The organism is Cellulosimicrobium sp. EB106-03-01-XG111 (genome assembly GCF_058792115.1).
Genome location: NZ_JBYTEQ010000004.1, coordinates 23,413 through 47,456 on the forward strand (window position 1 = coordinate 23,413; position 24,044 = coordinate 47,456).

Genomic DNA, 24,044 nt, shown 5'->3' on the forward strand with positions numbered 1-24,044 from the left:
GCGGCCGCGCCGGCACCTCCGGCCGTCCGTCGGGAGACTTCGGGACCTTCGCTCGACCTGCGAGCCCCCGGGATTGGGTCATTCTCGGAGTGTGGCAGGAAACCAGGGGGGTGCCGTCCGCACGCCGCCGGAGCCGGACGGGACCGCCGGCCCCGTCGACTACCACGCCGTCTTCTCGGTCCTCACGGCCCCCAAGGCGGTCCTCGCGCCGGACCTCACGATCCTCGACGCGAACGAGTCGCTCCTGCGGACGATCGACGCGCCCGCGAGCGCCGTCGTCGGGCGCCACTACCTCAACGTCTTCCCGGCCCAGGGACCGGACCAGGGCGCCGTCGACCGGGTCGTGCTGTCGCTCGAGCGGGTCGCGCGCACGGGGCAGATCGAGATGATCGGCCCCCACCGGTACGACCTGCGCGGGACTGCCGGCGGGTGGGTCGAACGCTGGTGGCTCACGACGAACCTCCCGGTGCTCGACGCCGCGGGCCGGGTCACGGCCGTCGTGCACCGCGCGGAGGACGTGACGTCGGTCGTGCAGGCCGGCGGGGTCGCGATCCCGGACGTGGAGCGCACCACCGGCCCCGCGGACGCCCCCGCGCTCTCGGTCGTCGACCAGGCGCTGCTGCTCGGGTCGTCCGTCGACCGCTACGCGGACGTCATCACGCGCGAGCGCCGCGCGTCGCTCGCCCTCCAGGACTCCGTGCTCACGCCTCCCCCGCGCATCCCCGGTCTGACGATCGACGTGCGGTACCGCCCGGCGGTGCCGGAGGTCCACGTCGGCGGCGACTGGTACGACGCGTTCGTGCACCCCGACGGCGAGACGACGGTCGTGGTCGGCGACGTCACCGGGCACGACGTCGCCGCCGCGGCCCACATGGGCCACCTGCGCGGGGTGCTGCGCTCGGTCGCGTTCGCGACGGACGCCGGTCCTGCCGAGGCGCTCGACGCCGCCGAGCGCACCGCGGAGGGTCTCGGGCTGCAGGCGCTGTCGACCGTCGCCGTCGCGCGCGTCGGCACCCCCGGCCCCGCGGGGAGGCGCACGGTGCGCTGGGCGAGCGCCGGGCACGTGCCGCCCGTCGTGCATCGCGCGGACGGGACCGCCCACCTGCTCACGGCACGCCCGTCACCGATGCTCGGCGTCGGGCTCGGCGGCCCGCGCGCCGAGCACGCGACGTCGCTCGGCCCGGGCGACACGCTCCTGCTCTACAGCGACGGGCTCGTCGAGCGCCGGGACCGGTCCCTGCGGGACGTGCTCGCGGAGCTGCCGGGCCGCGTCGAGGCGCTCGGCGACGTCGCGCCGGACCAGCTGCTCGACGCGCTCCTCGCCGAGCTCGTGCCGCTCGGCTCCCAGGACGACGTCGCTCTCGTCATGGTGCACGTCGACGGCGAGGGCACGGCCACGGGCGCCTAGCCAGGTACTGCCAGAACCCTGCTGGAGCGGGACTCCCACGCGGCCCCGGGGCAGGTGTCGAATGGTGCGCGTACCCCACAGCGAGGAGAGCTCCATGAAGGCCACCGTCATCTACGGCGCGGGCGACGTCCGCGTCGAGACCCGTCCCGACCCGGCGATCCTCGAGCCGACCGACGCGATCGTGCGCGCGGTGCGCGCGTGCGTCTGCGGCTCGGACCTGCACCCGTACCGGTCGATGGGTCGCACCGACGAGGGCGTCCCGATCGGCCACGAGCTCCTCGGCGTCGTCGAGGAGGCCGGGTCCGCCGTCACGACGGTCCGCCCCGGCGACCTCGTGATCGCGCCGTTCGCCTGGTCGGACAACACGTGCGACGTGTGCCGCGACGGGTTCCAGACCGCGTGCCCCCACGGGGGCTTCTACGGCAACCCCGGCGACGTCGGCGGCCAGCAGGCCGAGCTCGCGCGCATCCCGCTCGCGGACGGCAGCCTCGTCGCCGTGCCCGACGTCGACGAGTCGAGCCCGCTCCTGCCCTCGCTGCTCACGCTCTCGGACGTGTACCTCACGGGGTACCACGCCGCGCACATGGCGCACGTGTCCCCGGGCCAGACCGTGGCGGTCGTCGGCGACGGCGCGGTCGGGCTGTCCGCCGTGCTCGCCGCACGCCAGATGGGCGCCGAGCGCATCATCCTCATGGGCCGTCACGAGGCCCGGACCGACCTGGGGCGCGAGTGGGGCGCGACCGACGTCGTCGCCGAGCGCGGCGCCGAGGGCGTGCAGCGGGTCCTCGACCTCACGGACGGCCTGGGCAGCCACGTCGTCGTGGAGGCCGTCGGGCACCTGCCCGCCTACGAGCAGTCCTACGGCGTCGTGCGCGCCGGAGGCGTGATCAGCCGCGTGGGCGTCCCGCAGTACGACGACGCCCCTGTCGGCTTCGCCTCGCTGTTCGGCCGCAACATCACGCTCACCGGCGGGCCTGCCCCCGTCCGCGCCTACCTCGAGGACGCGATCCCGCAGGTGCTGAGCGGCGCGATCGACCCCGGTCGCGTTTTCGACAAGGCCGTCGCGCTCGACGACATCGCCGACGGCTACGCCGCGATGGACCGCCGCGAGTCCCTCAAGACGATCGTCACGTTCTGACCGGCGGGACGCTCGGACCGGGCGTGCGCGGCGTGGGGGTGCCGCCCGCCCGCGCCGCGCGCCGTCGTCCCGCACTACCGTGAAGGACGTGGAGGCCATGGACAACCGTTCCGAGGTGCGGGAGTTCCTCATGAGCCGTCGAGCGCGGGTGACGCCCGAGCAGGCGGGCATCGAGACGTACGGCGGCCGTCGACGCGTCGACGGGCTGCGCCGCGACGAGGTCGCCCGTCTCGCCGGGGTGAGCGTCGACTACTACACGCGACTCGAGCGCGGGAACCTGCGGGGCGTGTCCGACGCCGTGCTCGAGTCCGTCGCGCGGGCGCTCCTCCTCGACGCGGCCGAGCGGGAGCACCTGCTCGACCTCGCGCGCACCGCCAACCCCGTCGGCGCGCGCCCGCCGCGCGGCCACGGCGACACGCCGGTGCGCCCGGAGCTGCAGTACCTGCTCGACGCGATCACCACCGCGCCGGCGTTCATCCAGAACAACCGCATGGACCTCGTCGCCGCCAACGCGCTCGGGTCCGCGATGTACGCGCCCTTGATCGCGGGCTCCGCGGGACCGGCGAACTTCTCGCGCCACATCTTCCTCGACCCCGCGTCCCACGACTTCTACCCCGACTGGGACCGGGCGGCCTGGACGAACGTCACGATCCTGCGCCGCGAGGCGGGCCGCAGCCCGCACGACAAGCGGCTCCAGGCCCTCGTCGGCGAGCTGTCGACGCGCAGCGAGCGGTTCCGCGAGCTGTGGGCGTCCCACGACGTGCGGCGGCACTACGCCGGGCAGAAGACGTTCCGGCACCCCGTCGTGGGGGACCTCGAGCTGCACTACCAGACGCTCGAGCTCCACGGCGACCCCGGGCTCGGCATGACCGTGTACACCGCGACGCCGGGCTCCCCGACGGAGGAGTCGCTGCGCCTGCTCGCGTCATGGGCGGCCACCGCGGCCTCGACCACCGCGACCCTCACCGACTGAGAGGAACCCATGGACCTGGACGACCTGCTGGCCGAGCTCGACGCCGGGCGGACGATCCCTGGCGGCTCGCCGCTGCACGCCGTCATGCACCGCACGAGCCAGGAGGCGCTGCGCATCGCCGGTGAGCTCAACGGCGCATACCGCTCGCCCGAACGGGTCCGCGAGCTCCTCGCGGAGCTGACGGGCAAGCCCGTGCACGAGTCCGTGAACCTCTTCCCGCCCTTCACCGCCGACTTCGGCAAGAACATCACCCTGGGGCGTGACGTGTTCGTCAACTCCGGCTGCCGGTTCCAGGACCAGGGCGGCATCATCGTCGGGGACGAGTGCCTCATCGGGCACAACGCCGTCCTCACGACCCTCAACCACGACCTCGACCCGGCCCACCGCGCCGACATGCACCCGGCGCGCGTCGTCCTCGGCCGCAACGTCTGGCTCGGGGCGAACGTGACCGTCCTCCCGGGCGTGACGATCGGGGACGACGCCGTCGTCGGGGCCGGTTCCGTCGTCACCCGGGACGTCCCGCCGCGCACGGTCGTCGTCGGCTCACCCGCTCGCGTCGTCCGCTCGCTCGACGCCTGAGGCCTCAGTCGCCCTCGAACCGCAGCTCTGACCCGAGCTCCCGACGACACCGTTCGGCGAGCGCGACGACCGCGCCCAGGACGACGGCGTCCGGAGGGGACGAGCGGTCCATCAGGATGTGCAGCTCGTCGAGGAGCTGTTCCATCTCCGAGCCGCTGAGCACGACGTCACCGTACGGATCGACCCGCGCGAGCATCGGCAAGCCGCTCGCCGGGAGCAGCCGCGCCAGCACCTCACCGTCGTCGGGCACCACGTCGACAGACGTGGTGGAACGACGCCGGGGACTCGTCCCCTGCTGGACGACCCTCGCGAGCGTCACGTCGACGCCCATGCGGCTCCTCCCTTCTCCGCGACGGGGACCACCGCCGCACGCTCTCGACGGAGCACGCCGAGCACGAGCAGCACCTGGCCGACGACGTAGGTGAGCATGACCCAGAAGCCGTGCCCGGGCAGGTCGTACCACGGGGCGAAGGCGTTCAGCGCGATGAGCGCGTCGGACAGGAGGAAGACCGCACCACCGACCGCGGCGAGCCGGTCGACGCCCGTCGCGACCACGGCCATCGTCACGAGGCACACGCCGTAGACCACGACCGGGACGAGCAGCGACCCGGCGTCCGGCGCGCACGCGACGACGAGGGCGAGCAGCGCGAGGCCGTACGGCACGAGCGCGAGCGGGCGGCGCAGGACGGAGCCTGCGCGGTAGGGCCAGAACGCGATCGTGTACACGACCTGGGCGCAGAGGAAGAACCCGACCATGACCAGGAAGGCGGTGTCGCCGTCGGCGAGGTCGGGTGCGGTGTCGCCGAGCCACGAGAAGCCCAGCGCGACGAGCGTGAGCCGGACGAGCCGCGAGCGCCGGCCCGGACGGTCGCCGTCGGCGTGGCGCCGCGTGGCGAGCCAGAGGCACCCCGCCAGGACCGGCATGAGGAACCACTGCGACGTGTCGGCGAGCGTCTCGGCGCCCAGGAGGTGGGCAGCGAGGTGGACGAGGGTGAGCAGGGCGAGCGCGCCCCACGCGACGATCATGGGCGAGGAGACTCCTTCGGTCGTGCACCGGCGTCCTTGCCGGCGGTGGCCGATCCTAGCGCCTGGGGCCGTGGCGAATGACCTTGTGGGGCACCCCGGTGCGCGCGAGCATGGGGCGATGACCGAGCCCGTGCGGTGGACCCGCGCAGCCGTCTACCCGGACATGTGGGTGGACCCGGACGAGGACCCGCGCAACACCGACGGTGTGAGCCCGGACGGCGAGCTCGCGACGCTGCTCGACTACACGGCGAGCTACCGGACGACGCTGCTCATGAAGTGCGAGGGCCTCGACCCCGAGCAGCTCGCACGGCGCTCCGTGCCGCCGTCGACGATGTCGTTGCTCGGCCTCGTCCGCCATCTCGCGGAGGTGGAGCGGGAGTGGCGCGGGTGGGTCTCCGACGACGACGGCGAGCCGGCGCTGTACGGGGGGCACGACGCGGACTTCGACGGCGCGGTCGCCGACCAGCGCGTGGTCGACGAGGCGTACGCGAACCTGGCGCGCGAGCAGGCCGCGACCGACGCGGTGCTGGCCCGGCACCCGGACCTCGGGGAGCGGCTCGGCGCGGACCGGGTCGCGGTCCGCGAGGTCCTGGTCCACCGGATCGAGGAGTACGCCCGGCACTGCGGGCACGCCGACCTCCTGCGCGAGCGGATCGACGGCAGGACCGGACAGTAGGGCCTCAGCCGACGACGCCCCTGCCGCTCACGTCGTCGCGCGTCCCGCCGTCCCCGGTGTCGAGGTCGCGACGTCCGCGACGAGGACGCGCCCGTCGCGCACCTCGGCCGCGAAGACCGCCAGGGACCTGCGGTCCTTGCCCCCGGCGTCGAGCACCGCGCCGGTGTCGACGTCCCACACCTGCTTGAGCATCGGGGTGGTCACGGTGTCGACGTCGCGCTCCGTGCCGTCGTCGAGCATGACGCGGTGCGTGCCGACGAGGCCGCGCGACATGACGTTGGCGCCGGAGTAGGGGTCCCGCTGCTGGACGGCGCGCACGGTGCCGTCGGCGAGCCGGAAGACGGCGATCTGGGTCCCGCCCAGGAGGGCCCCGACCCCGCGCTCGGGCTCGAGGTCGTCGAGCGCGCAGATGTCGACGAACGTGCTCATCGGACGTCCTCCAGCTCGGCGCGGGCGGCGACGAGCGCGACGTCGCGCGCCGCGCGGGGGTCCGGGTAGGCGACGGCGTCGGTCTCGTCGGCGGGACGGACCTGCCCGCGCTCGGGGACGAACGCGAGGTCGCCGTCGACCGCCTCCGGCGCGTTGACGAACGGCGTGAACTTGCGCAGCTTCGCCGGGTCCGCGAGCGTCGCGCTCCACTCGTCCTCGTAGTCGCGCACGTGCTCGGCCATCGCGGCCTCGAGCTCGTCGGCGATCCCGAGGGAGTCCTCGACGACGACGCGGCGCAGCTCCTCGAGCCCGCCCGCGCGCTCCGCGACCCAGGGCGCCGTGCGCTGGAGACGGTCGGCCTCCTGGACGTAGAGCATGAGGAACCGGTCGACGTAACGGACCAGGGTCTCGTCGTCGAGGTCCTCGGCGAGGAGCTGGGCGTGGGCCGGCTGGGCTCCGCCGTTCCCGCCGACATAGAGGTTCCACCCCTTGTGCGTCGCGATGATGCCGACGTCCTTGCCACGAGCCTCGGCGCACTCGCGCGCGCACCCGGAGACGCCGAACTTGATCTTGTGCGGCGAGCGCAGGCCGCGGTAGCGCAGCTCGAGCCGCACCGCCATGGCCGACGAGTCCTGCACGCCGAACCGGCACCACGTACGCCCGACGCACGTCTTCACGGTGCGCAGCGACTTCCCGTACGCGTGCCCGGACTCGAAACCCACGGCCGTCAGGCGCCGCCAGATCTCCGGGAGCTGGTCGAGGCGCGCGCCGAACATCGCGAGCCGCTGGCCGCCGGTGACGCGCACGTACAGCCCGAAGTCGTCGGCGACCTTCGCGAACTCCAGGAGCTGGTCCGCACGCACCTCTCCCCCGGGCATCCGCGGGATCACCGAGTAGGTGCCGTTCTTCTGCAGGTTCGCCATGACGTGGTCGTTGGTGTCCTGGAGCGCGGCCTGCTCGCCCTCGAGGACGTGCCCGCGGCGCAGCGTCGAGAGGATCGACGCGACGGTCGGGCGGCAGACGGCGCAGCCGCGGCCCGTCCCGTGCGCCGCGACGATCTCGGAGAACGTGCGCAGCCCTTCCTCCCGCACGATCCGGTACAGGGTCGCCCGGGACATCGCGAAGTGCTCGCACAGCGCGTCCGAGACGGCGACCCCCGCCCGGGACAGCTCGCCGTTCAGCAGCTTGGTGAGCGCCGGGACGCACGACCCGCACACCGTGCCCGCCGTCGTGCAGTCCTTGACCTGCCCGATCGTCCGGCAGCCGTGCTCGGTCACCGCGGCCCGGACCGTCCCGGCATCGACGTTGTTGCACGAGCACACGACGGCCTCGTCGGGCAGCTCGGTCTCGGCCAGGCCCTCGCCGTCGGGGGCGATCACCGCCGCGGGGTCGGCGCCGAGCGGGCGGCCCAGGAGCGGACGCAGCGCCGAGTAGAGCTCGATGTCGCCGACGAAGACGCCGCCCAGCAGCGTCGTCGCGTCGTCCGAGAGCACGAGCTTGCGGTACCGGCGGTGGATCGGGTCGACGAACGAGACCTCGAGCGCGCCCGCGCTCACCGCGTTGATGTCGCCGAACGACGCCGCCTCGACGCCAACGCCCTTGAGCTTGGTGCCGTCGTCGGTGCGCCGGTGCACCCGCTCGCCGCCGAGGAAGCGGTCGACGACGACGTCGGCCATGTCGTTCCCGGGCGCGACCAGGCCCGCGCACGCGCCGTCCACCGACGCGCACTCGCCGATCGCCCACACGCCCGGGTCGGAGGTCTGGCACGCCTCGCCGACGACGACGCCGCCGCGTTCGCCGATCGCCAGGCCCGCCTCGCGCGCCACCCTGTCGCGCGGCCGGATGCCCACGGAGAAGACGACGACGTCCGTCGCCAGCTCGGAGCCGTCCGTGAGCTCGACCGAGCCCACCGACCCGTCGCCCGCGGGGAGGAACCGGTGCGCTCCCGCACCTGTGCGGACCGTGACGCCGAGGTCCTCGATGAGCAGGCGCAGCATCTCGCCGCCGCCCTGGTCGAGCTGGACGCTCATGAGCCGGTCGGCGAACTCCACGACGGTGGCCTCCGCGCCGAGCCGCTGGAGCGCCGCCGCCGCCTCGAGGCCCAGCACGCCACCGCCCACGACGACGCCGCGCACCGCCCGCCCCAGCGCCCGCTCGCGCAGGCGCACCCACTCGGCGAGCCGCTCGACGTCGTCCAGCGTGCGGTAGGTGAACAGGCCCGGCAGGCCCGTGCCCTCCGCGCGCGGCGTCCACGCCCACGAGCCCGTCGCGAGCACCGCGCGGTCGTAGTGGACCTGGCGCCCCGACCGTGTCGTCACGACGCTCGCCGTGCGGTCGAGCGACGCGACCGCGTCCCCGGTGACGAGCGTGACGCGCGGGTCGTCCCACACCGCGCGATCCAGGGTGAGGGCGTCCACGTCGCGGGCCTCGAACCACTCGGACAGGTGCACGCGGTCGTACGGCTCGTGCGGCTCGTCACCGATCACGGTGACGGACCAGGCGCCCTCGGGGTCGCGCGAGCGCAGGCCCGCGACGAGGCGGTGGGCCGTCATGCCGGCGCCGACGACGACGATCCGGTCGCCGTCCAGGGGGCCGTCGTGGGACGAGGGCTGAGAGAGGGAGGCCACGGGGAGCACTTTCGAGAGGCGGGGGGCTGCGTCGAGGCCCCGACCCGGGTGCGACCGGTGCCTGCCCCGACCCTAGGCGACGCGGTCCGACCACAGCCGCCCCTGGGGACCAAGGTCCTCGGTACCCACGGCGAAAGCCACCCGCCCGGCCACGCGTGCGAGGGGGACGGCACGACGCCGCGCCCCGGACGGGACGCGGCGTCGTGGGGGGGGGGGGGGGGGGGGGGGGGGGGGGGGGGGGGGGGGGGGGGGGGGGGGGGGGGGGGGGGGGGGGGGGGAGGGGGGGGAGGGGGGGAGGGACAGGGGCCACCCACAGAGGGGGCTCGGGCTTGCTCCCGCCGAGCGCTCGGCGGCGTCTCAGGCGTTCGCGAGCTCGCGGGCCTCGTCGGCCAGCTGGTCCTCGTAGCGACGCACGACGCGGCTCACGGTCGACCGCGACGCCGAGACCCGCTGGGCGATCTCGCGCTGGTTGAGGCCCTCGCGAGCGAGCTCGACGATGCGGCGGTCGCGCTCGGCCATCGGGTCCTCGCCGGGCGTCGTCCCGGCGTCGTCCGCCGGCGTCGCCTCCACGTCCTGGGGCCGCGGGAGGTCGAAGACCTCGACGCGGCGCGTGTGCCCCGTCACGGCCGGCGGCTCGGGGGCCGACGGCGTCTCCGCCTCCTCGGGGACGGGCTGCTCCCACGGGAGCGGCCGCGTGCGACCGAAGATCTCCTTCACCCGCGCCTCGAGGTCCGGCAGGGCCTCGAACGCGGGCTCGGCGGCGCGCGCGTCCTTCGCGGACTCCGCGTCGGCCGTCGCGTCGGCGGCGGGCAGGTCGCGGGTCACCTCGCGCACCGGGAGGTCGGCCGACGGCGCATCGTCCGTCGGGACCTCGTCGAGCAGCGCGGCGTCGGTCGTCACGACGTCGGTCGTCACGTCGTCGACCGGTTCGGGAGTCGGGGAAGTCTCGACCGCGTCGGTGTCGTCGTGGCGCGCGGGCTCCGGCGCGAGCAGCGCCGGGCCGCTCGCCCCGGCGGACACGACCGCGGGCGCGGGAGCCTCGGGCACCGCGGCCCCCGCCTTGCCGCGCGCGGTGCCGCGCTTCGCGGAGCTCGCCCCGATGAGGTCGAGCCGGTTGCCGTGCCGCTCGGCGGCCTCCAGGCGGTCGACCCAGACCTGCATGCGGCGCTCGAAGTCCTCGACCGTCAGCAGCTTGAGCGCGGCGTCCCGGGCGGCGCGCTGCCGCTCGTGCGCGGCGCGGACCTTGCGCAGGTCCGCGGGCGAGCCAGCGCTGTCGGCGCGCGCGTCGCGCCACTGCTCCAGCGCGGAGACGTACCCGTGGACGCGCAGCTCACGACGACGCTCCTCGAGCGTGTGCCCCGTGACCATGTGCCGCTCCCCCACGAGAGCGAGGTGCCACATGAGCGCGGCGACCAGCGGCGGCACGAACCGGAACACCACCATGTACGGGGTGCTCGCCGTCGGGACGGCGATCTCGTGCAGCGCCGCGAACAGGCCCGACGTGCCCGAGAGCACCCACGTGAGCGCGAGGAGAACGCCGTAGGGCCGCCCCTCCAGCGCCGCGTTGCGCGCCATGAGCGCCACGGCGACGAGGCTGATCTCGAGGAAGCCCGCGAGCCCGTACGCCTCGAGCGGCGACATGTGCGCCACCTCGAGACCGAACAGGACCATGCCGCTGTACGCCAGGGCGGTGGCGATCGTCGCCGCGATGACCACCGCCACCATCGGGAGGTGCCGGCCGCGATAGCGCACCTGCCGCGGGGAACCGCCCGCGCCGGTCTGGTCCTGCTGTGTCACGTCGTCCTCCGAAAAGTGGTGTGGGCGCACATATCCCAACACTCAGGACGATCCGCGTCAACGTACCGGAAGGGGCGAACCGCGACCGGGCCCGGACGACACCGCACGACCTGCCCGCAACAGCACGACGCCGCGCCCCCGGACAGGGACGCGGCGTCGGTCGGAGCGGTGGCGTCAGACGTTGAAGCCGAGCGCGCGGAGCTGCTCCTTGCCGTCGTCGGTGATCTTCTCCGGGCCCCACGGCGGCATCCAGACCCAGTTGACGCGGAAGCCGTCGACGAGGCCCTCGAGCGCCTGAGCGGACTGGTCCTCGATGACGTCCGTCAGCGGGCAGGCCGCCGACGTGAGCGTCATGTCGATGACCGCGTGGTTGTTCTGGTCGATCTGGATGCCGTAGACGAGGCCGAGGTCGACGACGTTGATGCCGAGCTCGGGGTCGATGACGTCGCGCATCGCCTCCTCGACGTCCGCGACGTTCGGCGGGCTCGGCGTGGCGCCCGCGGCGGGCGCGCCGGTCTCGGTGGTCATCGGTTCTCCTCCGTCGTTCCCCGCGCGGCGAGCGCCGCGTCGGAAGCCATTGCGGTCGATGCGTCGCCCGGCGTGCTCAGGGCGCCCGAGGTGACGAGCGAGTCGCGCAGCGCGGCCCAGCCGAGCAGGGCGCACTTGATCCGTGCAGGGTAGCGCGAGACGCCCGTGAACACCGTGGCGTCACCGAGCTCGTCCTCCACGGCCTCGTCGAGGCCCTTGCCGCGCGAGCCCATGAGCTCGCGGAACACGTCGCCGAGGTGCTCGGCCTCGGCGGCCGGCCGCCCCGTCACGAGGTCGGTGAGGACGGACAGGGACGCCTGCGAGATGCTGCAGCCCTGCCCCTCCCAGCTCACGCGGTCGATCGTGTTGCCGGCGAGCTCGACGCGCAGCGTCACCTCGTCGCCGCACGTGGGGTTCACCTGGTGCGACTGGCCGCTGGTCGCGCCGTCGGCCACCTCGACCAGGCCCCGACCGTGCGGGGTCTTGGCGTGGTCCAGGATGACCTGCTGGTACATCTGCTCGATCGAGCTCATCGGGTCCTCTCTCAGTCCACCGAGAAGAACGCGCGCACCCCGGCCAATGCTTCCCGGAACGCGTCGACGTCCTCGCGCGTGGTGTACACCGACGCGGACGCGCGCGCGGTCGCGGCGATCCCGAACCGGCGGTGCAGGGGCTGGGCGCAGTGATGACCCACGCGCACGGCGATGCCCGCGTCGTCGAGCACCTGGCCGACGTCGTGCGCGTGCACCCCGTCCACGACGAACGACACGACGGCGAGCCGGTCCTCCGGCTCGCGCGGGCCGATGATGCGCACGCCGGGGATCTCCCCGATGCGCAGCAGCTCCGCGGCGAGCTCGTGCTCGTGCCCCGCGACGCCGTCCATCCCGAGCTCGTGCAGGTACTTCGCGGCGGCGCCGAACCCGACGACCTGCGCGACGGGCTGCGTGCCGGCCTCGAACCGCTGCGGCGGCGCCATGTACGACGACTCGGTCATCGTGACGACCTCGATCATCGACCCGCCGGTGGTCACGGGCGGCAGCGCCTCGAGCAGCTCGCGCCGCCCGTACAGCACGCCCACGCCCGTGGGCCCGAGCATCTTGTGCGCCGAGAACGCGGCGAAGTCGACGCCGAGCGCGGGCAGGTCGACCGGCAGGTGCGGCACGGACTGGCACGCGTCGAGCACCGTGAGCGCCCCGACCTCGCGCGCCCGGGCCACGATCGGCTCGACCGGCGTGACCGCGCCCGTCACGTTCGACACGTGCGTGAAGGCCACGACGCGCGTGCGCTCGGTGATGACGGTCGCCGCGTCCTCGACGCGCACGCGGCCGTCGTCGTCCACCTCGAACCAGCGCAGGACGGCCCCGGTGCGGGCCGCGAGCTCCTGCCACGGGACGATGTTCGCGTGGTGCTCCGCCTCGGTGACGACGATCTCGTCGCCCGGCGCGAGCGCGAAGCGGCGGGCCGCCTCTCCCCCGCGGCCGAGCGTCGCGTTCGAGATCCCGTACGCGACGAGGTTGATCGCGGCCGTCGCGCCGGACGTCCAGACGATCTCGCCCGGGCGCGCGCCGACGAACGCCGCGACGTCGGCCCGGGCGTCCTCGAACGCCTCGGTCGCCTCCTCGGCGAGCTGGTGCGCGCCGCGGTGCACGGCCGCGTTGCGCTCCTCGTAGAAGTCGACCTCGGTGTCGAGGACGACCTGCGGCTTCTGCGCCGTCGCCGCGGAGTCGAGGTAGACGAGCGGACGACCACCGCGCACGGTGCGCTCGAGCAGCGGGAAGTCCGCCCGCACGGCGGCGAGCTCGACGTCGGTCAGGCGCGCCGGACCGGCGTGCTGCCCTGCGGGGTGCGCGGTGGTCGTCATGGTCGTCTCCTCAGATGGTGCGAGCGCTCAGGCCGAGGCGGCCGAGGCGGACTCGACCGCGCCGGAGAGGTAACGGTCGTAGCCCTCCTCCTCCAGGCGCTCGGCCAGCTCCGGGCCGCCCTCCTCCGCGACCTTGCCGTCGACGAAGACGTGGACGAAGTCCGGCTTGATGTAGCGCAGGATGCGCGTGTAGTGCGTGATGAGGAGGATGCCCGCGTCGGTCTCGCCGTGGACGCGGTTGACGCCCTCGGACACGATGCGCAGCGCGTCGACGTCGAGACCCGAGTCGGTCTCGTCGAGGACGGCGAACTTCGGCTGGAGGAGCTCCATCTGGAGGATCTCGTGGCGCTTCTTCTCGCCACCGGAGAAGCCCTCGTTGACCGAGCGCTCGGCGAAGGAGTCGTCCATGCGCAGGCGCTCCATGGCGCCCTTGACGTCCTTGACCCAGTGGCGCAGCGCGGGGGCCTCGCCGTCGATCGCGGTCTTCGCGGTGCGCAGGAAGTTGGACACGGACACGCCGGGGACCTCGACCGGGTACTGCATGGCGAGGAACAGGCCGGCACGGGCGCGCTCGTCGACGCTCATGGCGAGGACGTCCTCGCCGTCCAGCGTCACGGTGCCGCCGGTGACCTGGTACTTGGGGTGGCCGGCGATCGAGTAGGCGAGCGTGGACTTGCCCGAGCCGTTCGGGCCCATGATGGCGTGGACCTCGCCGCTGGCGATCGTCAGGTCGACGCCGCGCAGGATCGGCTTCGGCCCTTCCTTGGTCTCGACGCTGACGTGCAGGTCGCGGATCTCGAGAGTGGACATCAGTGGTTCTCCAAGAGGTTCTTGAGCTGGGGGGCGCGCGCGGCGCCGGGTCAGAGAAGGTCGGGTCAGGTGGGAGCGACGACGCGGTCGACGTCGACGAGCACCTGCTCGCCGTCGACCGTCACCGGGTAGACCGGCACGGGCCGCATCGCGGGCAGCGCGGTCGGCATGCCGGTCCGCAGGTCGAACTGCGAGCCGTGCAGCCAGCACTCGACGAAGCAGCCCTCGACCTCCCCGTCGGACAGGGACACGGCCCCGTGCGAGCAGATGTCGGAGATCGCGTGCCACCCGCCGTCGCCGTCGCGCACGACCGCGACCTCGACGACGCGCCCGTCCTCGGCCGGGAGCTCGACGCGCAGCGCCTCCTCCGGGCCGAGGTCGGACGTCGTGCAGGCGGGCTGTGCGGTCACGCCGTCGCCTCGGCGGGCTCGGCGCTCCCGTCGATGATCGACATGGACTTGCTCAGCTCGCGCTCGATCGCCTCGAGCAGGCGCTCCTCGACCGACGCGACGCCGATCTCCTGGATGAGCTCGGCGAAGAAGCCGCGGACGACGAGGCGGCGCGCCTCGACCTCCGGGATGCCGCGAGCCTGCAGGTAGAAGAGCTGCTCGTCGTCGAAGCGGCCGGTCGCGGACGCGTGCCCCGCGCCCTCGATCTCGCCCGTCTCGATCTCGAGGTTCGGCACGGAGTCCGCGCGCGCGCCGTCCGTGAGGACGAGGTTGCGGTTGAGCTCGTACGTGTCGGTGCCCTCGGCCTCGGCCCGGATGAGCACGTCCCCGACCCACACGGCGTGGGCGCCCTCGCCCTGCAGCGCGCCCTTGTACGTCACGCGGGACTTGCAGCGCGGGACGGCGTGGTCGACGAACAGGCGGTGCTCCTGGTGCTGGTCCGCGTCCGCGAAGTAGAGGCCCACCATCTCGACCTCGCCGCCCTCGGCGGTGAACTCCGCGTCCGGGGTGACGCGCACGACGTCGCCGCCGAGCGTGACGACCACGTGCTTGAGGCGCGCGTCGCGCCCGATCCGCGCGCGGTGCGACGACGCGTGCACGGCGCCGTCGGCCCAGTCCTGGACGGACACGACGGTGAGGTGCGCGCCGTCCTCGACGACGATCTCGACCGTCTCGTTGAGCGTCGCGGCGCCCACGTGGTCGAGCACGACGACGGCCTCGGAGTGCCGCTCGGCGCGCACGAGGACGTGGCTCGCCGTCGGCGTGGAGCCGTGGCCCTCGATGCGGACCGAGGTGACGTCGGAGGCGACGGCCTCCTTCGGCACCGTGACGACCGTGGCCTGCTCGAAGGCGTTCCACGCCGTCACGGCCGTACGGTCGCCGGGCTTGCCGGCGGTGCCGAGGCGCTCGTCGTCGCGGCCGACGATCGTGACCTCGACCTCGGGCGCCTCGACGACCGTGACGCGGACGTCGCCGCCGCCGCTCTGCCCGACGATCTTGTCGTCGAACAGGGGCGCGAGGCGCGCCACGGGCGAGAAGCGCCACTCCTCCTCGCGCCCGGAGGGCACAGGGATGTCGGCGAGGTCGAACGACGTGAGCCGCTCGGCGCGCGAGCCCTGGGGCACGACGACGCCGTGGGAGTGCGCCCCGTCGGCCTGCGCGCGCGAGTGGTCGGTGGTCAGACCGGCCTCTTCGGGAACGGTGGTGGTGGTCATATCAGCCGACGGACCCTTCCATCTGCAGCTCGATGAGGCGGTTGAGCTCGAGCGCGTACTCCATGGGCAGCTCGCGCGCGATGGGCTCGACGAACCCGCGCACGATCATGGCCATCGCCTCGGTCTCCTCCATGCCTCGGGACATGAGGTAGAACAGCTGGTCCTCGCTCACCCGCGAGACCGTCGCCTCGTGCCCCATGGACACGTCGTCCTCGCGGACGTCGACGTACGGGTAGGTGTCGGACCGGGAGATCTGGTCGACGAGCAGCGCGTCGCACAGCACGGTCGAGGCCGAGTGCGAGGCGCCCTCGAGGACCTGGACCAGGCCGCGGTAGGACGTGCGGCCACCGCCGCGCGCGACCGACTTCGAGACGATCGACGACGACGTGTGGGGCGCCGCGTGGACCATCTTGGCGCCGGCGTCCTGGTGCTGGCCCTCGCCCGCGAACGCGATCGACAGCGTCTCGCCGCGCGCGTGCTCGCCGAGCAGGTAGATCGCCGGGTACTTCATGGTCACCTTGGAGCCGATGTTGCCGTCGACCCATTCCATCGTCGCGCCCTCGGCCGCGGTCGCCCGCTTGGTCACGAGGTTGTAGACGTTGTTCGACCAGTTCTGGATCGTCGTGTAGCGCACGCGGGCGTTCTTCTTCACGACGATCTCGACGACCGCGGAGTGCAGCGAGTCCGAGGAGTAGATCGGCGCGGTGCAGCCCTCGACGTAGTGCACGTAGGAGCCCTCGTCCGCGATGATCAGCGTCCGCTCGAACTGGCCCATGTTCTCCGTGTTGATGCGGAAGTAGGCCTGCAGCGGGATCTCGACGTGCACGCCCGGCGGCACGTAGACGAACGACCCGCCCGACCACACGGCCGAGTTGAGCGCGGCGAACTTGTTGTCGCCCGACGGGATGACGGTGCCGAAGTACTCCTGGAAGATCTCCGGGTGCTCGCGCAGCGCGGTGTCCGTGTCGAGGAAGATGACGCCCTGGCGCTCGAGCTCCTCGTTGATCTGGTGGTAGACCACCTCGGACTCGTACTGCGCGGCGACGCCCGCGACGAGGCGCTGCTTCTCCGCCTCGGGGATGCCGAGCTTGTCGTACGTCTCCTTGATGTCCTCGGGCAGGTCGTCCCAGGTGGCGGCCTGCTTCTCCGTGGAGCGCACGAAGTACTTGATGTTGTCGAAGTCGATGCCGGTGAGGTCGGAGCCCCAGCTCGGCATGGGCTTCTTGCCGAACAGGCGCAGCGCCTTGAGGCGCTGGTTCAGCATCCATTCGGGCTCGTTCTTGAGCCGGGAGATGTTGCGCACGACGTCCTCGTTGAGGCCGCGCTGCGCGATCTGGCCGGCCTCGTCGGAGTCGTGCCAGCCGTACTCGTAGGCGCCGATCGAGGCGATGATCTCGTCGTCGGTCTGCTTCTCACCGGTCGGCAGGGCCGTGCCGGCGGCGTCCTGGGTGGGAGCGCTCATGGTCGTCCTTCCACTGTCCGTCGTTGCGGGCGGGGGCAGTCGGTACAGGTTCTTCGGGGGAGGTCGTGCGGGCGGGGCGGGGCGCCCCCTCAGGGTCAGGTCTCGCCCGACGACGGGCGCCCCCGCGCCCGGACGTCGTGGGCCAGGGCGGCTCGCGCCACCCGCGGTGCGGGGGCCGGGACGGAGATCCCGACCGGCACGTTCGTGGTGCACGCGTGCGCGCCGGTCGCGAGGGTCGCGAGGCGCTGCACGTGCGAGCCGAGCAGCTTGGCGAAGACCTGCGCCTCCGCCTCGCACAGCTGCGGGAACTCCTCGGCGACGTGCTGCACCGGGCAGTGCCCCTGGCACAGCTGGACGGCGGAGGTGCCGGGCACGGGGCGCACGCTCGCGGCGTAGCCGTCGTCGGCGAGGGCGGCGGCGAGCTGGGCCGCGCGGCCCTCGACGTCCGGCGCGTCGAGCCGGCCCGCGTAGCGGTCGGCGAGCTCGGACAGCCGGTCCTGGGCGAACCGCTCGACGGCGTCCGGGCCTGCGACGTCGCGCAGGTACCGCAGCGCCTGGGCGGCGAGGTCGGCGTACGTCCCGCTGAGCTCGCTCTGCCCGGCCGACGTCGTCACGTACCGCCGCGCGGGACGGCCGCGCATCCCCGTGGGGTGCCCGGCGTCGTGCACGGCGACGAGGTCGTCCTCCTCGAGGAGGGCGAGGTGGCGGCGCACCGCGGCGGGCGTGAGGCCCAGCGTCGCGGCGAGGTCGCCGGCGGTGACGGGGCCCGCGCTCGCGACGAGCTCGAGCACGCGCTCGCGCGTGCGCCGGTCGACGTCGGTCGCGGGCGCGCCGGAGGGGGCGACGGTACGCAGCGCGTCCGGTCGGACCGCACCTGCTCCCATGCTCACCTCCGTGGTCGGTTCGGGGGCACGCCTGCGCGCGCAGCGCCCTCGATATAGACAACATGGTTGTTCCCTAATTGTTCCGGCGCAAGCAAGGCGACCCTCAGACGGGTCCTCGAGGCAGCCGATGTGGCGTACGCGACACCCCGCGCGACCAGGGCGGCCGCGGGTCGGCGGGCGCGCGCGCTCCCCCTAGAATCGGCCGGGTGCCCGCCCCCGCCGTGCTCGTGCACGACCTCGTCAAGCGCTACGACGGTCGTGCCGTCGTCGACGGCGTGTCCCTCACCGCCGAGCGTGGCGCGATCACCGCGGTGCTCGGCCCCAACGGCGCCGGCAAGACCACGACGGTCGAGTGCTGCGAGGGCCTGCGCTCTCCCGACGCCGGGCGCGTCGAGGTGCTCGGGCTCCACCCCCTGACCGACGCGCGCGAGCTGCGCCCCCGGGTCGGCGTGATGCTCCAGGACGGCGGGCTGCCGACGGGCGTGCGCGCGCTGGAGATGCTGCGGCACGTCGCGTCGATGTACGCCCGCCCGCGCGACGTCGGCGAGCTCACCGAGCGCCTCGGGCTGGAGAGCTTCGCCCGCACGACCGTCCGGCGCCTGTCCGGCGGCCAGCGGCAGCGCCTCGCGCTCGCCGCGGCGATCGTCGGGCGGCCCGAGGTCGTCTTCCTCGACGAGCCGAGCGCGGGCATGGACCCGCAGAGCCGCCACGCCGTGTGGGAGCTCGTGCGCGAGCTGCGCGCCGAGGGGGTCGGGATCGTCCTCACGACGCACCTCATGGACGAGGCGGAGGACCTCGCGGACCGGGTGTACGTCGTCGACCACGGGAAGGTCATCGCGGCGGGCGCGACGCGCGAGCTCCTCGAGTCCGGCGCCGACGGCGAGACGGACCGCACGGTCCGGGTCGAGGCGACGGCCGGCCTGGACCTCGGCGGGCTGCGCGACGCGCTCGCCGCGCCCGACGGCGCCCCGGGGCCCGAAGCGTGGACCGTCGCCGAGCCGCAGCCCGGCTCGTACACCCTCACCGGCCCCGCCGACCCGGTGACGCTCGTCGCGCTGACGACGTGGCTCGCCGCGCGCGGCGTCCTCGCGTCGCGCGTCACGGTGGGCCGCCGCACGCTCGAGGACGTGTTCCTCGACCTCACGGGACGGCACCTGCGATGACCGCGAACGAGACGCCGTCGGCCACGACCGCGGCCCAGCGACCGGCCGGGACCGAGCTCGCCGCGCCCGCGTGGCGCCGCGTCGCCGCCCAGACGGCGTTCGAGACCCGGATGATCCTGCGCAACGGGGAGCAGCTGCTCGTGACGGTCATCCTGCCCGTCATGCTGCTGCTCGGCCTCGTGCTCACGTCGTTCGTCGACCTCGACACGGGCGGTGCGACGCGCGTCGACTTCGTGACGCCCGGCGTGCTCGCGCTCGCCGTGATGTCGACGGCGTTCACGTCCCAGGCCATCGCGACCGCGTTCGACCGCCGCAACGGCGTGCTGCGCCTCATGTCGACCACCCCCCTCGGCCGCGGGGGCCTGCTCGCGGGCAAGGTGCTGGGCGTGCTCGCGGTCGAGGTCGTGCAGGTCGTCGTCATCACCGCCGTCGCGCTCGCGCTCGGCTGGCGGCCCGACCTCGCGGGGATCCCGGCCGCGCTCCTCGCCGTCCTGCTCGGCACGGCCGCGTTCACGTCGCTCGCGATGCTGCTCGCGGGGACGCTGCGCGCCGAAGGCGTGCTCGCGGTCGCCAACCTCGTGCTCGTGCTCCTCACGGTCGGCGGGGGCGTGCTCGTCCCGGCGGACCAGCTGCCCGGGCCGCTCGCCCACGTCGCCCTGCTGCTCCCGTCGGGCGCGCTCGGCGAGGCGATGCGCGGCGCCCTGCTCGACGGGTCCGTGCCGCCGTTCTCCGTCGTCGTGCTGCTGGGCTGGACCGCCGCGCTCGGCTGGGGTGCCGGCAAGCTCTTCCGCTGGACCTGACCTGCCCGGGCACATCTCACACCCGCAGGATTCCGGGCCTGCACGCACGTCCCGATACCGTGGGACAGTGAGCACCCCGCCCCCCGCGCTCGACCCCGGCACGACCGACCGCCCCGCCGGCACCCGACCGGACCGGCTCGCGCCGCTGCGCCGCTGGACCCGACCGGTGCTCGTCGCCAACCTCGTCGCGCAGATCGGCATCATCGTCACCGGGGGCGCGGTCCGGCTCACCGGCTCGGGCCTCGGCTGCTCCACGTGGCCGCAGTGCGAGCCCGGGCAGTTCGCGGCGCGCTTCCACCCCGAGACGACGTACCACCAGTTCGTCGAGTACGGGAACCGCACGCTCACCGGGGTGCTGAGCGTCATCGCGATCGCGGCCCTCGTGCTCGTGTGGACCGACCGTTCCCGCGTCCTGTCGTACCGGCTCCTGGGCGCCGTGCCGCTCCTCGGCGTCGCCGCGCAGGCGATCATCGGCGGCGTCATCGTGCTGCTGCACCTGCACCCGGGCTGGGTGTCGCTCCACTTCGTGGTCTCGGCGGCGCTCGTGTCCGTCTCCCTGCTGCTGCTGCACCGCTCCGGCGAGGGCGACGGCCCGCCCGTCCCGACGGTCGAGCCGCGCCCGCGCCTGCTCGCGTGGACGCTGTACGGGCTCACCGCCGTCGTCGTGGTCCTCGGCGTGATCGTCACGGGCGCGGGCCCGCACAGCGGCGACGAGGAGGTCGGGTACCGGTTCGCCGTCGACCCGGCGCTCATGAGCAAGGTGCACGCGTGGGCCGTCTGGGTCTTCGTCGCCGTCCTCGTCGCGTACCTCGTGAGCGTCCGCCGCGGGCCGCAGGAGGTCCGCCGCGCCGCGTGGATCCTCCTCGCCATCACGCTCGCCCAGGGCGCGATCGGCTACGTCCAGTACTTCACGGGCCTGCCCGCGCTGCTCGTGGGCCTGCACATGCTCGGCTCCGCGCTCCTCGTCGCCGGGTCCACGCGCGTCGTCCTCACGACCCGCACGCGCGCCTGACGCCGGGGCCCGGCGCGCGTCGACGGACGACGCGCCGGACCCGGGCCGGGCTCAGCGCCAGAGGCGCGCGACGCGGTCCGCGGCCTCCACGCCCTGGGCGTAGCCCGAGCGGGCGGCGGCCGGGCGCAGCGACAGGTCCATCACCCGGGGGCCCACGAGCCCCTCGGCCGTCCCCGTCCGGGACGAGCGTCTCGACCGCGCTTCCCTGCGCGCGCAGCTCCGCGACCTGCGCGTCGAGCTGCATGCCCCACTCCCGCGGCGTGCGCGTCCTGCCGCCGAGCGGCGACAGCACGAGCACGCGCCGGTACCCTGCCGCGAGGTCGGCGTTCTCGTTGCGGCGGTACCCGCCGTCGATGAACCGGACCGGCCCGACGCCGTACGCGAACCCGCTCGCGCAGCTCGCCGCGACCGCGTCCACCAGGTCGACCCCGCTGTGCGCGCCGAGGACGACCGGTTCCCCGGTCCGCGCGTCCACCGCAGTGAGGAGCAGCAGGCGGCGCGGCCACGCCGCGCTCGGCAGGCGCGCCGCGACCGTCGCCCGCCAGCGCGCCTGCGCGGACGGGTCCGAGGCCGCCGGGAGCTCGAGCGCCGCGGCGCCGAGCCGGCGCCGCATGTCCGCCGCGTCGTGCGACGCGGCGATGAGCGCGGCCGTGCGCGCCATCTGGTCCGCCGCCTGGCGGGTCCGCTCCCGGCGCTCGCCCGCCCCGGGAGCGTCCGCGCGCCGCGGCGGGGCTCCGGCGACCACGGCGGCGTAGAGCTCGGCCGGCGCCGCGCCCGTGAGCTGTGCCGCGGTGGTGGCGCCGGCGGACGTCCCCACGAGGAGGTCGGCGGTCGTGACGTCGATCCCCGCGTGCGCCAGACCGGCGACGACGCCGATCAGCCACGCGTTGCCGGTGGAGCCGCCGCCCCCGAGCACGAGGGCGCGCTCGCCCGTCGTCGGGCCGGGGACCGAGGCCGCCGGACCAGGGATCGTGGCGCCCGTCGAGGAGCCCGGTGCAGAGGAAGGTGTGGTGGTGCTCATGGGAGTCGCCTCTCGCGATGGTGCGGCGAGCGCTCCCGGGACGGCTACGGCCGTCGCGCGATCGTGGGCTGCGAGGGAGCGCCCGGTACGGACACAGCGTTCACGGGGCTCACCTCCTCGGCTCGGTGCACGACCGGAACCGACGCTAGCACGCCCCGCCAGGCCGACGACCACGCCTGCGCGTCGGCATGACAGCGGCATGACAGGCGACGGCGCCCGCGTGACAGCGCGGTGCGAGACCGACCGCCCAGCCTGGTCGTGAACCCACCGACCAGGAGGACACATGACCATCCCCGCGATCGAGGCCGAGGGCCTCGTGAAGGTCTTCGGCGCGCACCGTGCCGTCGACGGCGTGGACCTCACCGTGCGCCCGGGCACCGTCTACGGGGTCCTCGGGCCCAACGGCGCCGGCAAGACCACGACCATCAGCATGCTCGCCACGCTCCTGCGCCCCGACGCCGGGCAGGCCCGGGTGTTCGGGCACGACGTCGTGGCGCACCCCCACCGGGTGCGCCAGCTCATCGGCGTGACGGGCCAGTACGCGTCCGTCGACGAGACGCTCAGCGCGACGGAGAACCTGGTGATCTTCGGGCGGCTGCTGGGGCTGTCCCGCGGGCAGGCGCGGCGCAAGGCCGTCGAGCTGCTCGACACGTTCGGGCTCTCCGAGGCGGCGTCGCGACCGCTGAAGAACTTCTCGGGCGGCATGCGTCGCCGACTGGACCTCGCCGCGAGCCTCATCGCGCAGCCGCCCCTCATCTTCCTCGACGAGCCGACGACGGGACTCGACCCGCGCACCCGCGCCCAGATGTGGGCCACGATCCGCGACCTCGTCGCGAGCGGCTCGACGGTCCTGCTGACCACGCAGTACCTCGACGAGGCGGACCAGCTCGCGGACCGCATCGCCGTGATCGACCGCGGGCGCGTCGTCGCGGAAGGTACCGCGGACGACCTCAAGGACGCCGTCGGCGACCAGTCGCTCCAGCTCTCGCTCGCCCACGGCGACGACCTGGCACCCGCGCTGGAGATCGTCGAGCGCGCCCTCGGGCTCACCGCGACCGTCTCCCCCGAGGCCCGCCGGCTCACCGTCCCGGTGCCGGGACCGGACACGGTGACCGACCTCCTCGTGCGCCTGCGCGAGGCCCGGATCGAGGTGGGCTCGCTGAGCATGGACAAGCCGAGCCTCGACGAGGTCTTCCTCACGCTCACGGGCCACGGCACCGGGGCGGACGCCGCGAGCGGCGACGATCAGGACCCGACGGACCCCGGCCCCGGCCCGCGCGGCGAGCGTGCGGCCACGACACGAGAGGCGGCGCTGCGATGAGCACGACCACCACGACCACCGCACCGGCCGTCCCGACGGCACGACGCCGGATCGAGGCGGGCGCCGACCGCGTCCTCGCCGACCGCCCGTCGCTCCGCGCGACGGCCGACCACACCCTGACGATGGCGTACCGCGGGCTGCTGAAGATCAAGCGCACGCCGGAGCAGCTCTTCGACGTGACGCTCCAGCCGATCCTCTTCACGCTGATGTTCACGTACATCTTCGGCGGGGCGATCGCGGGCGACGTCGGGAGCTACCTCCCCACGATCATCCCCGGCATCCTCGTGCAGACCGTCATCACGACGTCGGTCGTCACGGGTACCCAGCTCCGGGAGGACATGGACAAGGGCGTGTTCGACCGGTTCCGGTCGCTGCCCATCGCGAGGATCGCGCCGCTGTCCGGCGCGCTGCTCGCCGACACCGTCCGGTACCTCATCGCCACGACGCTCACGTTCGCGATGGGCTACGTCATGGGCTACCGGCCCGGCGGCGGGCTCGGGGCGGTCGCGCTCGCGGGCCTGCTCGTCATCGTCTGCTCGTGGGCCGTGAGCTGGATCTTCGCGTTCTTCGGCGTCGTCGCGCGGACGGCGTCGAGCGTGCAGGGCATCTCGATGATCGTCCTGTTCCCGCTCACGTTCCTGTCGAACGCGTTCGTGCAGCCCGACACGATGCCGGGCTGGCTCCAGGGCTTCGTCGCGGTGAACCCCGTGTCGCACCTCGTCACCGCGGTCCGCGAGCTGGCGAACACCGGCAGCCTGGGGTCGGACGCCGTGGTCTCGCTCGTCGGGGCCGCCGTCATCGTGGCGGTCTTCGCGCCGCTCACCGTGCGCGCCTACATGCGCAAGGCCTGACGCCGCGCCGCGCAG

23 protein-coding genes and 1 pseudogene are annotated in these 24,044 nt (G+C 74.0%); 10 read left to right on the plus strand and 14 right to left on the minus strand.

What is annotated here, in order from left to right:
* Positions 1 to 91: 91 nt before the first annotated feature.
* The 4 genes from AC3WT4_RS05460 to AC3WT4_RS05475 all read left to right on the plus strand — a co-directional run bounded on the left by AC3WT4_RS05460 (position 92) and on the right by AC3WT4_RS05475 (position 4,098).
* Positions 92 to 1,408 (plus strand): PP2C family protein-serine/threonine phosphatase, encoded by a 1,317-nt coding sequence (locus tag AC3WT4_RS05460; RefSeq protein ID WP_492314929.1) that lies wholly within the window; start codon positions 92 to 94, stop codon positions 1,406 to 1,408.
* Positions 1,409 to 1,502: 94 nt separating this feature from the next.
* On the plus strand, positions 1,503 to 2,546 hold the full coding sequence (locus AC3WT4_RS05465; RefSeq protein ID WP_400109559.1) for a zinc-binding dehydrogenase: 1,044 nt from the start codon (positions 1,503 to 1,505) through the stop codon (positions 2,544 to 2,546).
* 97 nt (positions 2,547 to 2,643) lie between these two features.
* Positions 2,644 to 3,519 carry a helix-turn-helix transcriptional regulator gene (locus tag AC3WT4_RS05470; protein ID WP_492314930.1) on the plus strand — a complete coding sequence of 292 codons (876 nt, stop codon included), beginning with the start codon at positions 2,644 to 2,646 and terminating at the stop codon, positions 3,517 to 3,519.
* 9 nt (positions 3,520 to 3,528) lie between these two features.
* Complete coding sequence (locus tag AC3WT4_RS05475; RefSeq protein ID WP_492314931.1) at positions 3,529 to 4,098, plus strand: DapH/DapD/GlmU-related protein; 570 nt, start codon at positions 3,529 to 3,531, stop codon at positions 4,096 to 4,098.
* Positions 4,099 to 4,102: 4 nt separating this feature from the next.
* Here the strand turns inward: AC3WT4_RS05475 and AC3WT4_RS05480 are convergent, their stop codons facing one another.
* Entirely contained in the window at positions 4,103 to 4,429 is a 327-nt protein-coding gene (locus tag AC3WT4_RS05480) for a hypothetical protein (RefSeq protein ID WP_108047303.1), read from the minus strand.
* Entirely contained in the window at positions 4,414 to 5,124 is a 711-nt protein-coding gene (locus AC3WT4_RS05485; RefSeq protein WP_492314932.1) for a lysoplasmalogenase, read from the minus strand. Before AC3WT4_RS05485 ends, AC3WT4_RS05480 begins: the two co-directional genes overlap by 16 nt.
* A 118-nt stretch (positions 5,125 to 5,242) precedes the next feature.
* Here AC3WT4_RS05485 and AC3WT4_RS05490 point away from each other — a divergent pair, with 118 nt between their 5' ends.
* The gene (locus AC3WT4_RS05490; RefSeq protein ID WP_034656065.1) at positions 5,243 to 5,800 is read left to right on the plus strand and encodes a DinB family protein; all 558 of its coding nucleotides are present in this window, start codon (positions 5,243 to 5,245) and stop codon (positions 5,798 to 5,800) included.
* Positions 5,801 to 5,827: 27 nt separating this feature from the next.
* Here AC3WT4_RS05490 and AC3WT4_RS05495 read toward each other — a convergent pair whose 3' ends face one another.
* The 11 genes from AC3WT4_RS05495 to AC3WT4_RS05545 all read right to left on the minus strand — a co-directional run bounded on the left by AC3WT4_RS05495 (position 5,828) and on the right by AC3WT4_RS05545 (position 17,861).
* Positions 5,828 to 6,229, minus strand: coding sequence for a nitrite reductase (NAD(P)H) small subunit (locus AC3WT4_RS05495; RefSeq protein ID WP_492314933.1), 402 nt, complete (start codon positions 6,227 to 6,229; stop codon positions 5,828 to 5,830).
* The gene (nirB, locus tag AC3WT4_RS05500; RefSeq protein ID WP_492314944.1) at positions 6,226 to 8,781 is read right to left on the minus strand and encodes a nitrite reductase large subunit NirB; all 2,556 of its coding nucleotides are present in this window, start codon (positions 8,779 to 8,781) and stop codon (positions 6,226 to 6,228) included. Before nirB ends, AC3WT4_RS05495 begins: the two co-directional genes overlap by 4 nt.
* Positions 8,782 to 9,213: 432 nt before the next feature.
* Positions 9,214 to 10,653: a helix-turn-helix domain-containing protein gene (locus AC3WT4_RS05505; protein ID WP_492314934.1), complete on the minus strand. Its 1,440-nt coding sequence runs from the start codon at positions 10,651 to 10,653 to the stop codon at positions 9,214 to 9,216.
* 174 nt (positions 10,654 to 10,827) lie between these two features.
* Positions 10,828 to 11,181 carry a metal-sulfur cluster assembly factor gene (locus AC3WT4_RS05510; RefSeq protein ID WP_074805999.1) on the minus strand — a complete coding sequence of 118 codons (354 nt, stop codon included), beginning with the start codon at positions 11,179 to 11,181 and terminating at the stop codon, positions 10,828 to 10,830.
* Positions 11,178 to 11,714 (minus strand): Fe-S cluster assembly sulfur transfer protein SufU, encoded by a 537-nt coding sequence (sufU, locus tag AC3WT4_RS05515; RefSeq protein ID WP_492314935.1) that lies wholly within the window; start codon positions 11,712 to 11,714, stop codon positions 11,178 to 11,180. The genes AC3WT4_RS05510 and sufU overlap by 4 nt, the downstream gene beginning before the upstream one ends.
* A gap of 11 nt (positions 11,715 to 11,725) precedes the next feature.
* Positions 11,726 to 13,042: a cysteine desulfurase gene (locus tag AC3WT4_RS05520; protein WP_492314936.1), complete on the minus strand. Its 1,317-nt coding sequence runs from the start codon at positions 13,040 to 13,042 to the stop codon at positions 11,726 to 11,728.
* A gap of 27 nt (positions 13,043 to 13,069) precedes the next feature.
* Entirely contained in the window at positions 13,070 to 13,852 is a 783-nt protein-coding gene (gene sufC / locus AC3WT4_RS05525) for a Fe-S cluster assembly ATPase SufC (RefSeq protein ID WP_061268222.1), read from the minus strand.
* A 65-nt stretch (positions 13,853 to 13,917) separates the two neighbouring features.
* Positions 13,918 to 14,262 carry a non-heme iron oxygenase ferredoxin subunit gene (locus AC3WT4_RS05530; protein ID WP_021480875.1) on the minus strand — a complete coding sequence of 115 codons (345 nt, stop codon included), beginning with the start codon at positions 14,260 to 14,262 and terminating at the stop codon, positions 13,918 to 13,920.
* The gene (gene sufD / locus AC3WT4_RS05535) at positions 14,259 to 15,515 is read right to left on the minus strand and encodes a Fe-S cluster assembly protein SufD (protein WP_114552665.1); all 1,257 of its coding nucleotides are present in this window, start codon (positions 15,513 to 15,515) and stop codon (positions 14,259 to 14,261) included. The genes AC3WT4_RS05530 and sufD overlap by 4 nt, the downstream gene beginning before the upstream one ends.
* A gap of 1 nt (position 15,516) precedes the next feature.
* A complete protein-coding gene (sufB, locus tag AC3WT4_RS05540; protein WP_074805987.1) occupies positions 15,517 to 16,977 on the minus strand; it encodes a Fe-S cluster assembly protein SufB in 1,461 nt (486 codons plus the stop codon).
* Positions 16,978 to 17,072: 95 nt separating this feature from the next.
* Positions 17,073 to 17,861 carry a helix-turn-helix transcriptional regulator gene (locus AC3WT4_RS05545; protein WP_074805984.1) on the minus strand — a complete coding sequence of 263 codons (789 nt, stop codon included), beginning with the start codon at positions 17,859 to 17,861 and terminating at the stop codon, positions 17,073 to 17,075.
* A 206-nt stretch (positions 17,862 to 18,067) separates the two neighbouring features.
* Here AC3WT4_RS05545 and AC3WT4_RS05550 point away from each other — a divergent pair, with 206 nt between their 5' ends.
* From AC3WT4_RS05550 to AC3WT4_RS05560, 3 genes are all read left to right on the plus strand, one after another.
* Positions 18,068 to 19,024 carry an ABC transporter ATP-binding protein gene (locus AC3WT4_RS05550; protein ID WP_074805981.1) on the plus strand — a complete coding sequence of 319 codons (957 nt, stop codon included), beginning with the start codon at positions 18,068 to 18,070 and terminating at the stop codon, positions 19,022 to 19,024.
* On the plus strand, positions 19,021 to 19,824 hold the full coding sequence (locus tag AC3WT4_RS05555) for an ABC transporter permease (RefSeq protein ID WP_074805978.1): 804 nt from the start codon (positions 19,021 to 19,023) through the stop codon (positions 19,822 to 19,824). Before AC3WT4_RS05550 ends, AC3WT4_RS05555 begins: the two co-directional genes overlap by 4 nt.
* Positions 19,825 to 19,891: 67 nt before the next feature.
* The gene (locus AC3WT4_RS05560) at positions 19,892 to 20,836 is read left to right on the plus strand and encodes a COX15/CtaA family protein (protein WP_492314937.1); all 945 of its coding nucleotides are present in this window, start codon (positions 19,892 to 19,894) and stop codon (positions 20,834 to 20,836) included.
* 51 nt (positions 20,837 to 20,887) lie between these two features.
* Here the strand turns inward: AC3WT4_RS05560 and AC3WT4_RS05565 are convergent.
* A pseudogene (locus tag AC3WT4_RS05565) lies at positions 20,888 to 21,857 on the minus strand (patatin-like phospholipase family protein).
* A gap of 283 nt (positions 21,858 to 22,140) precedes the next feature.
* Between AC3WT4_RS05565 and AC3WT4_RS05570 the strand changes: the two are divergent.
* Both AC3WT4_RS05570 and AC3WT4_RS05575 read left to right on the plus strand, forming a co-directional pair.
* Complete coding sequence (locus AC3WT4_RS05570) at positions 22,141 to 23,178, plus strand: ATP-binding cassette domain-containing protein (RefSeq protein ID WP_074805967.1); 1,038 nt, start codon at positions 22,141 to 22,143, stop codon at positions 23,176 to 23,178.
* The gene (locus AC3WT4_RS05575) at positions 23,175 to 24,029 is read left to right on the plus strand and encodes an ABC transporter permease (protein ID WP_492314938.1); all 855 of its coding nucleotides are present in this window, start codon (positions 23,175 to 23,177) and stop codon (positions 24,027 to 24,029) included. Before AC3WT4_RS05570 ends, AC3WT4_RS05575 begins: the two co-directional genes overlap by 4 nt.
* Positions 24,030 to 24,044 lie beyond the last annotated feature (15 nt).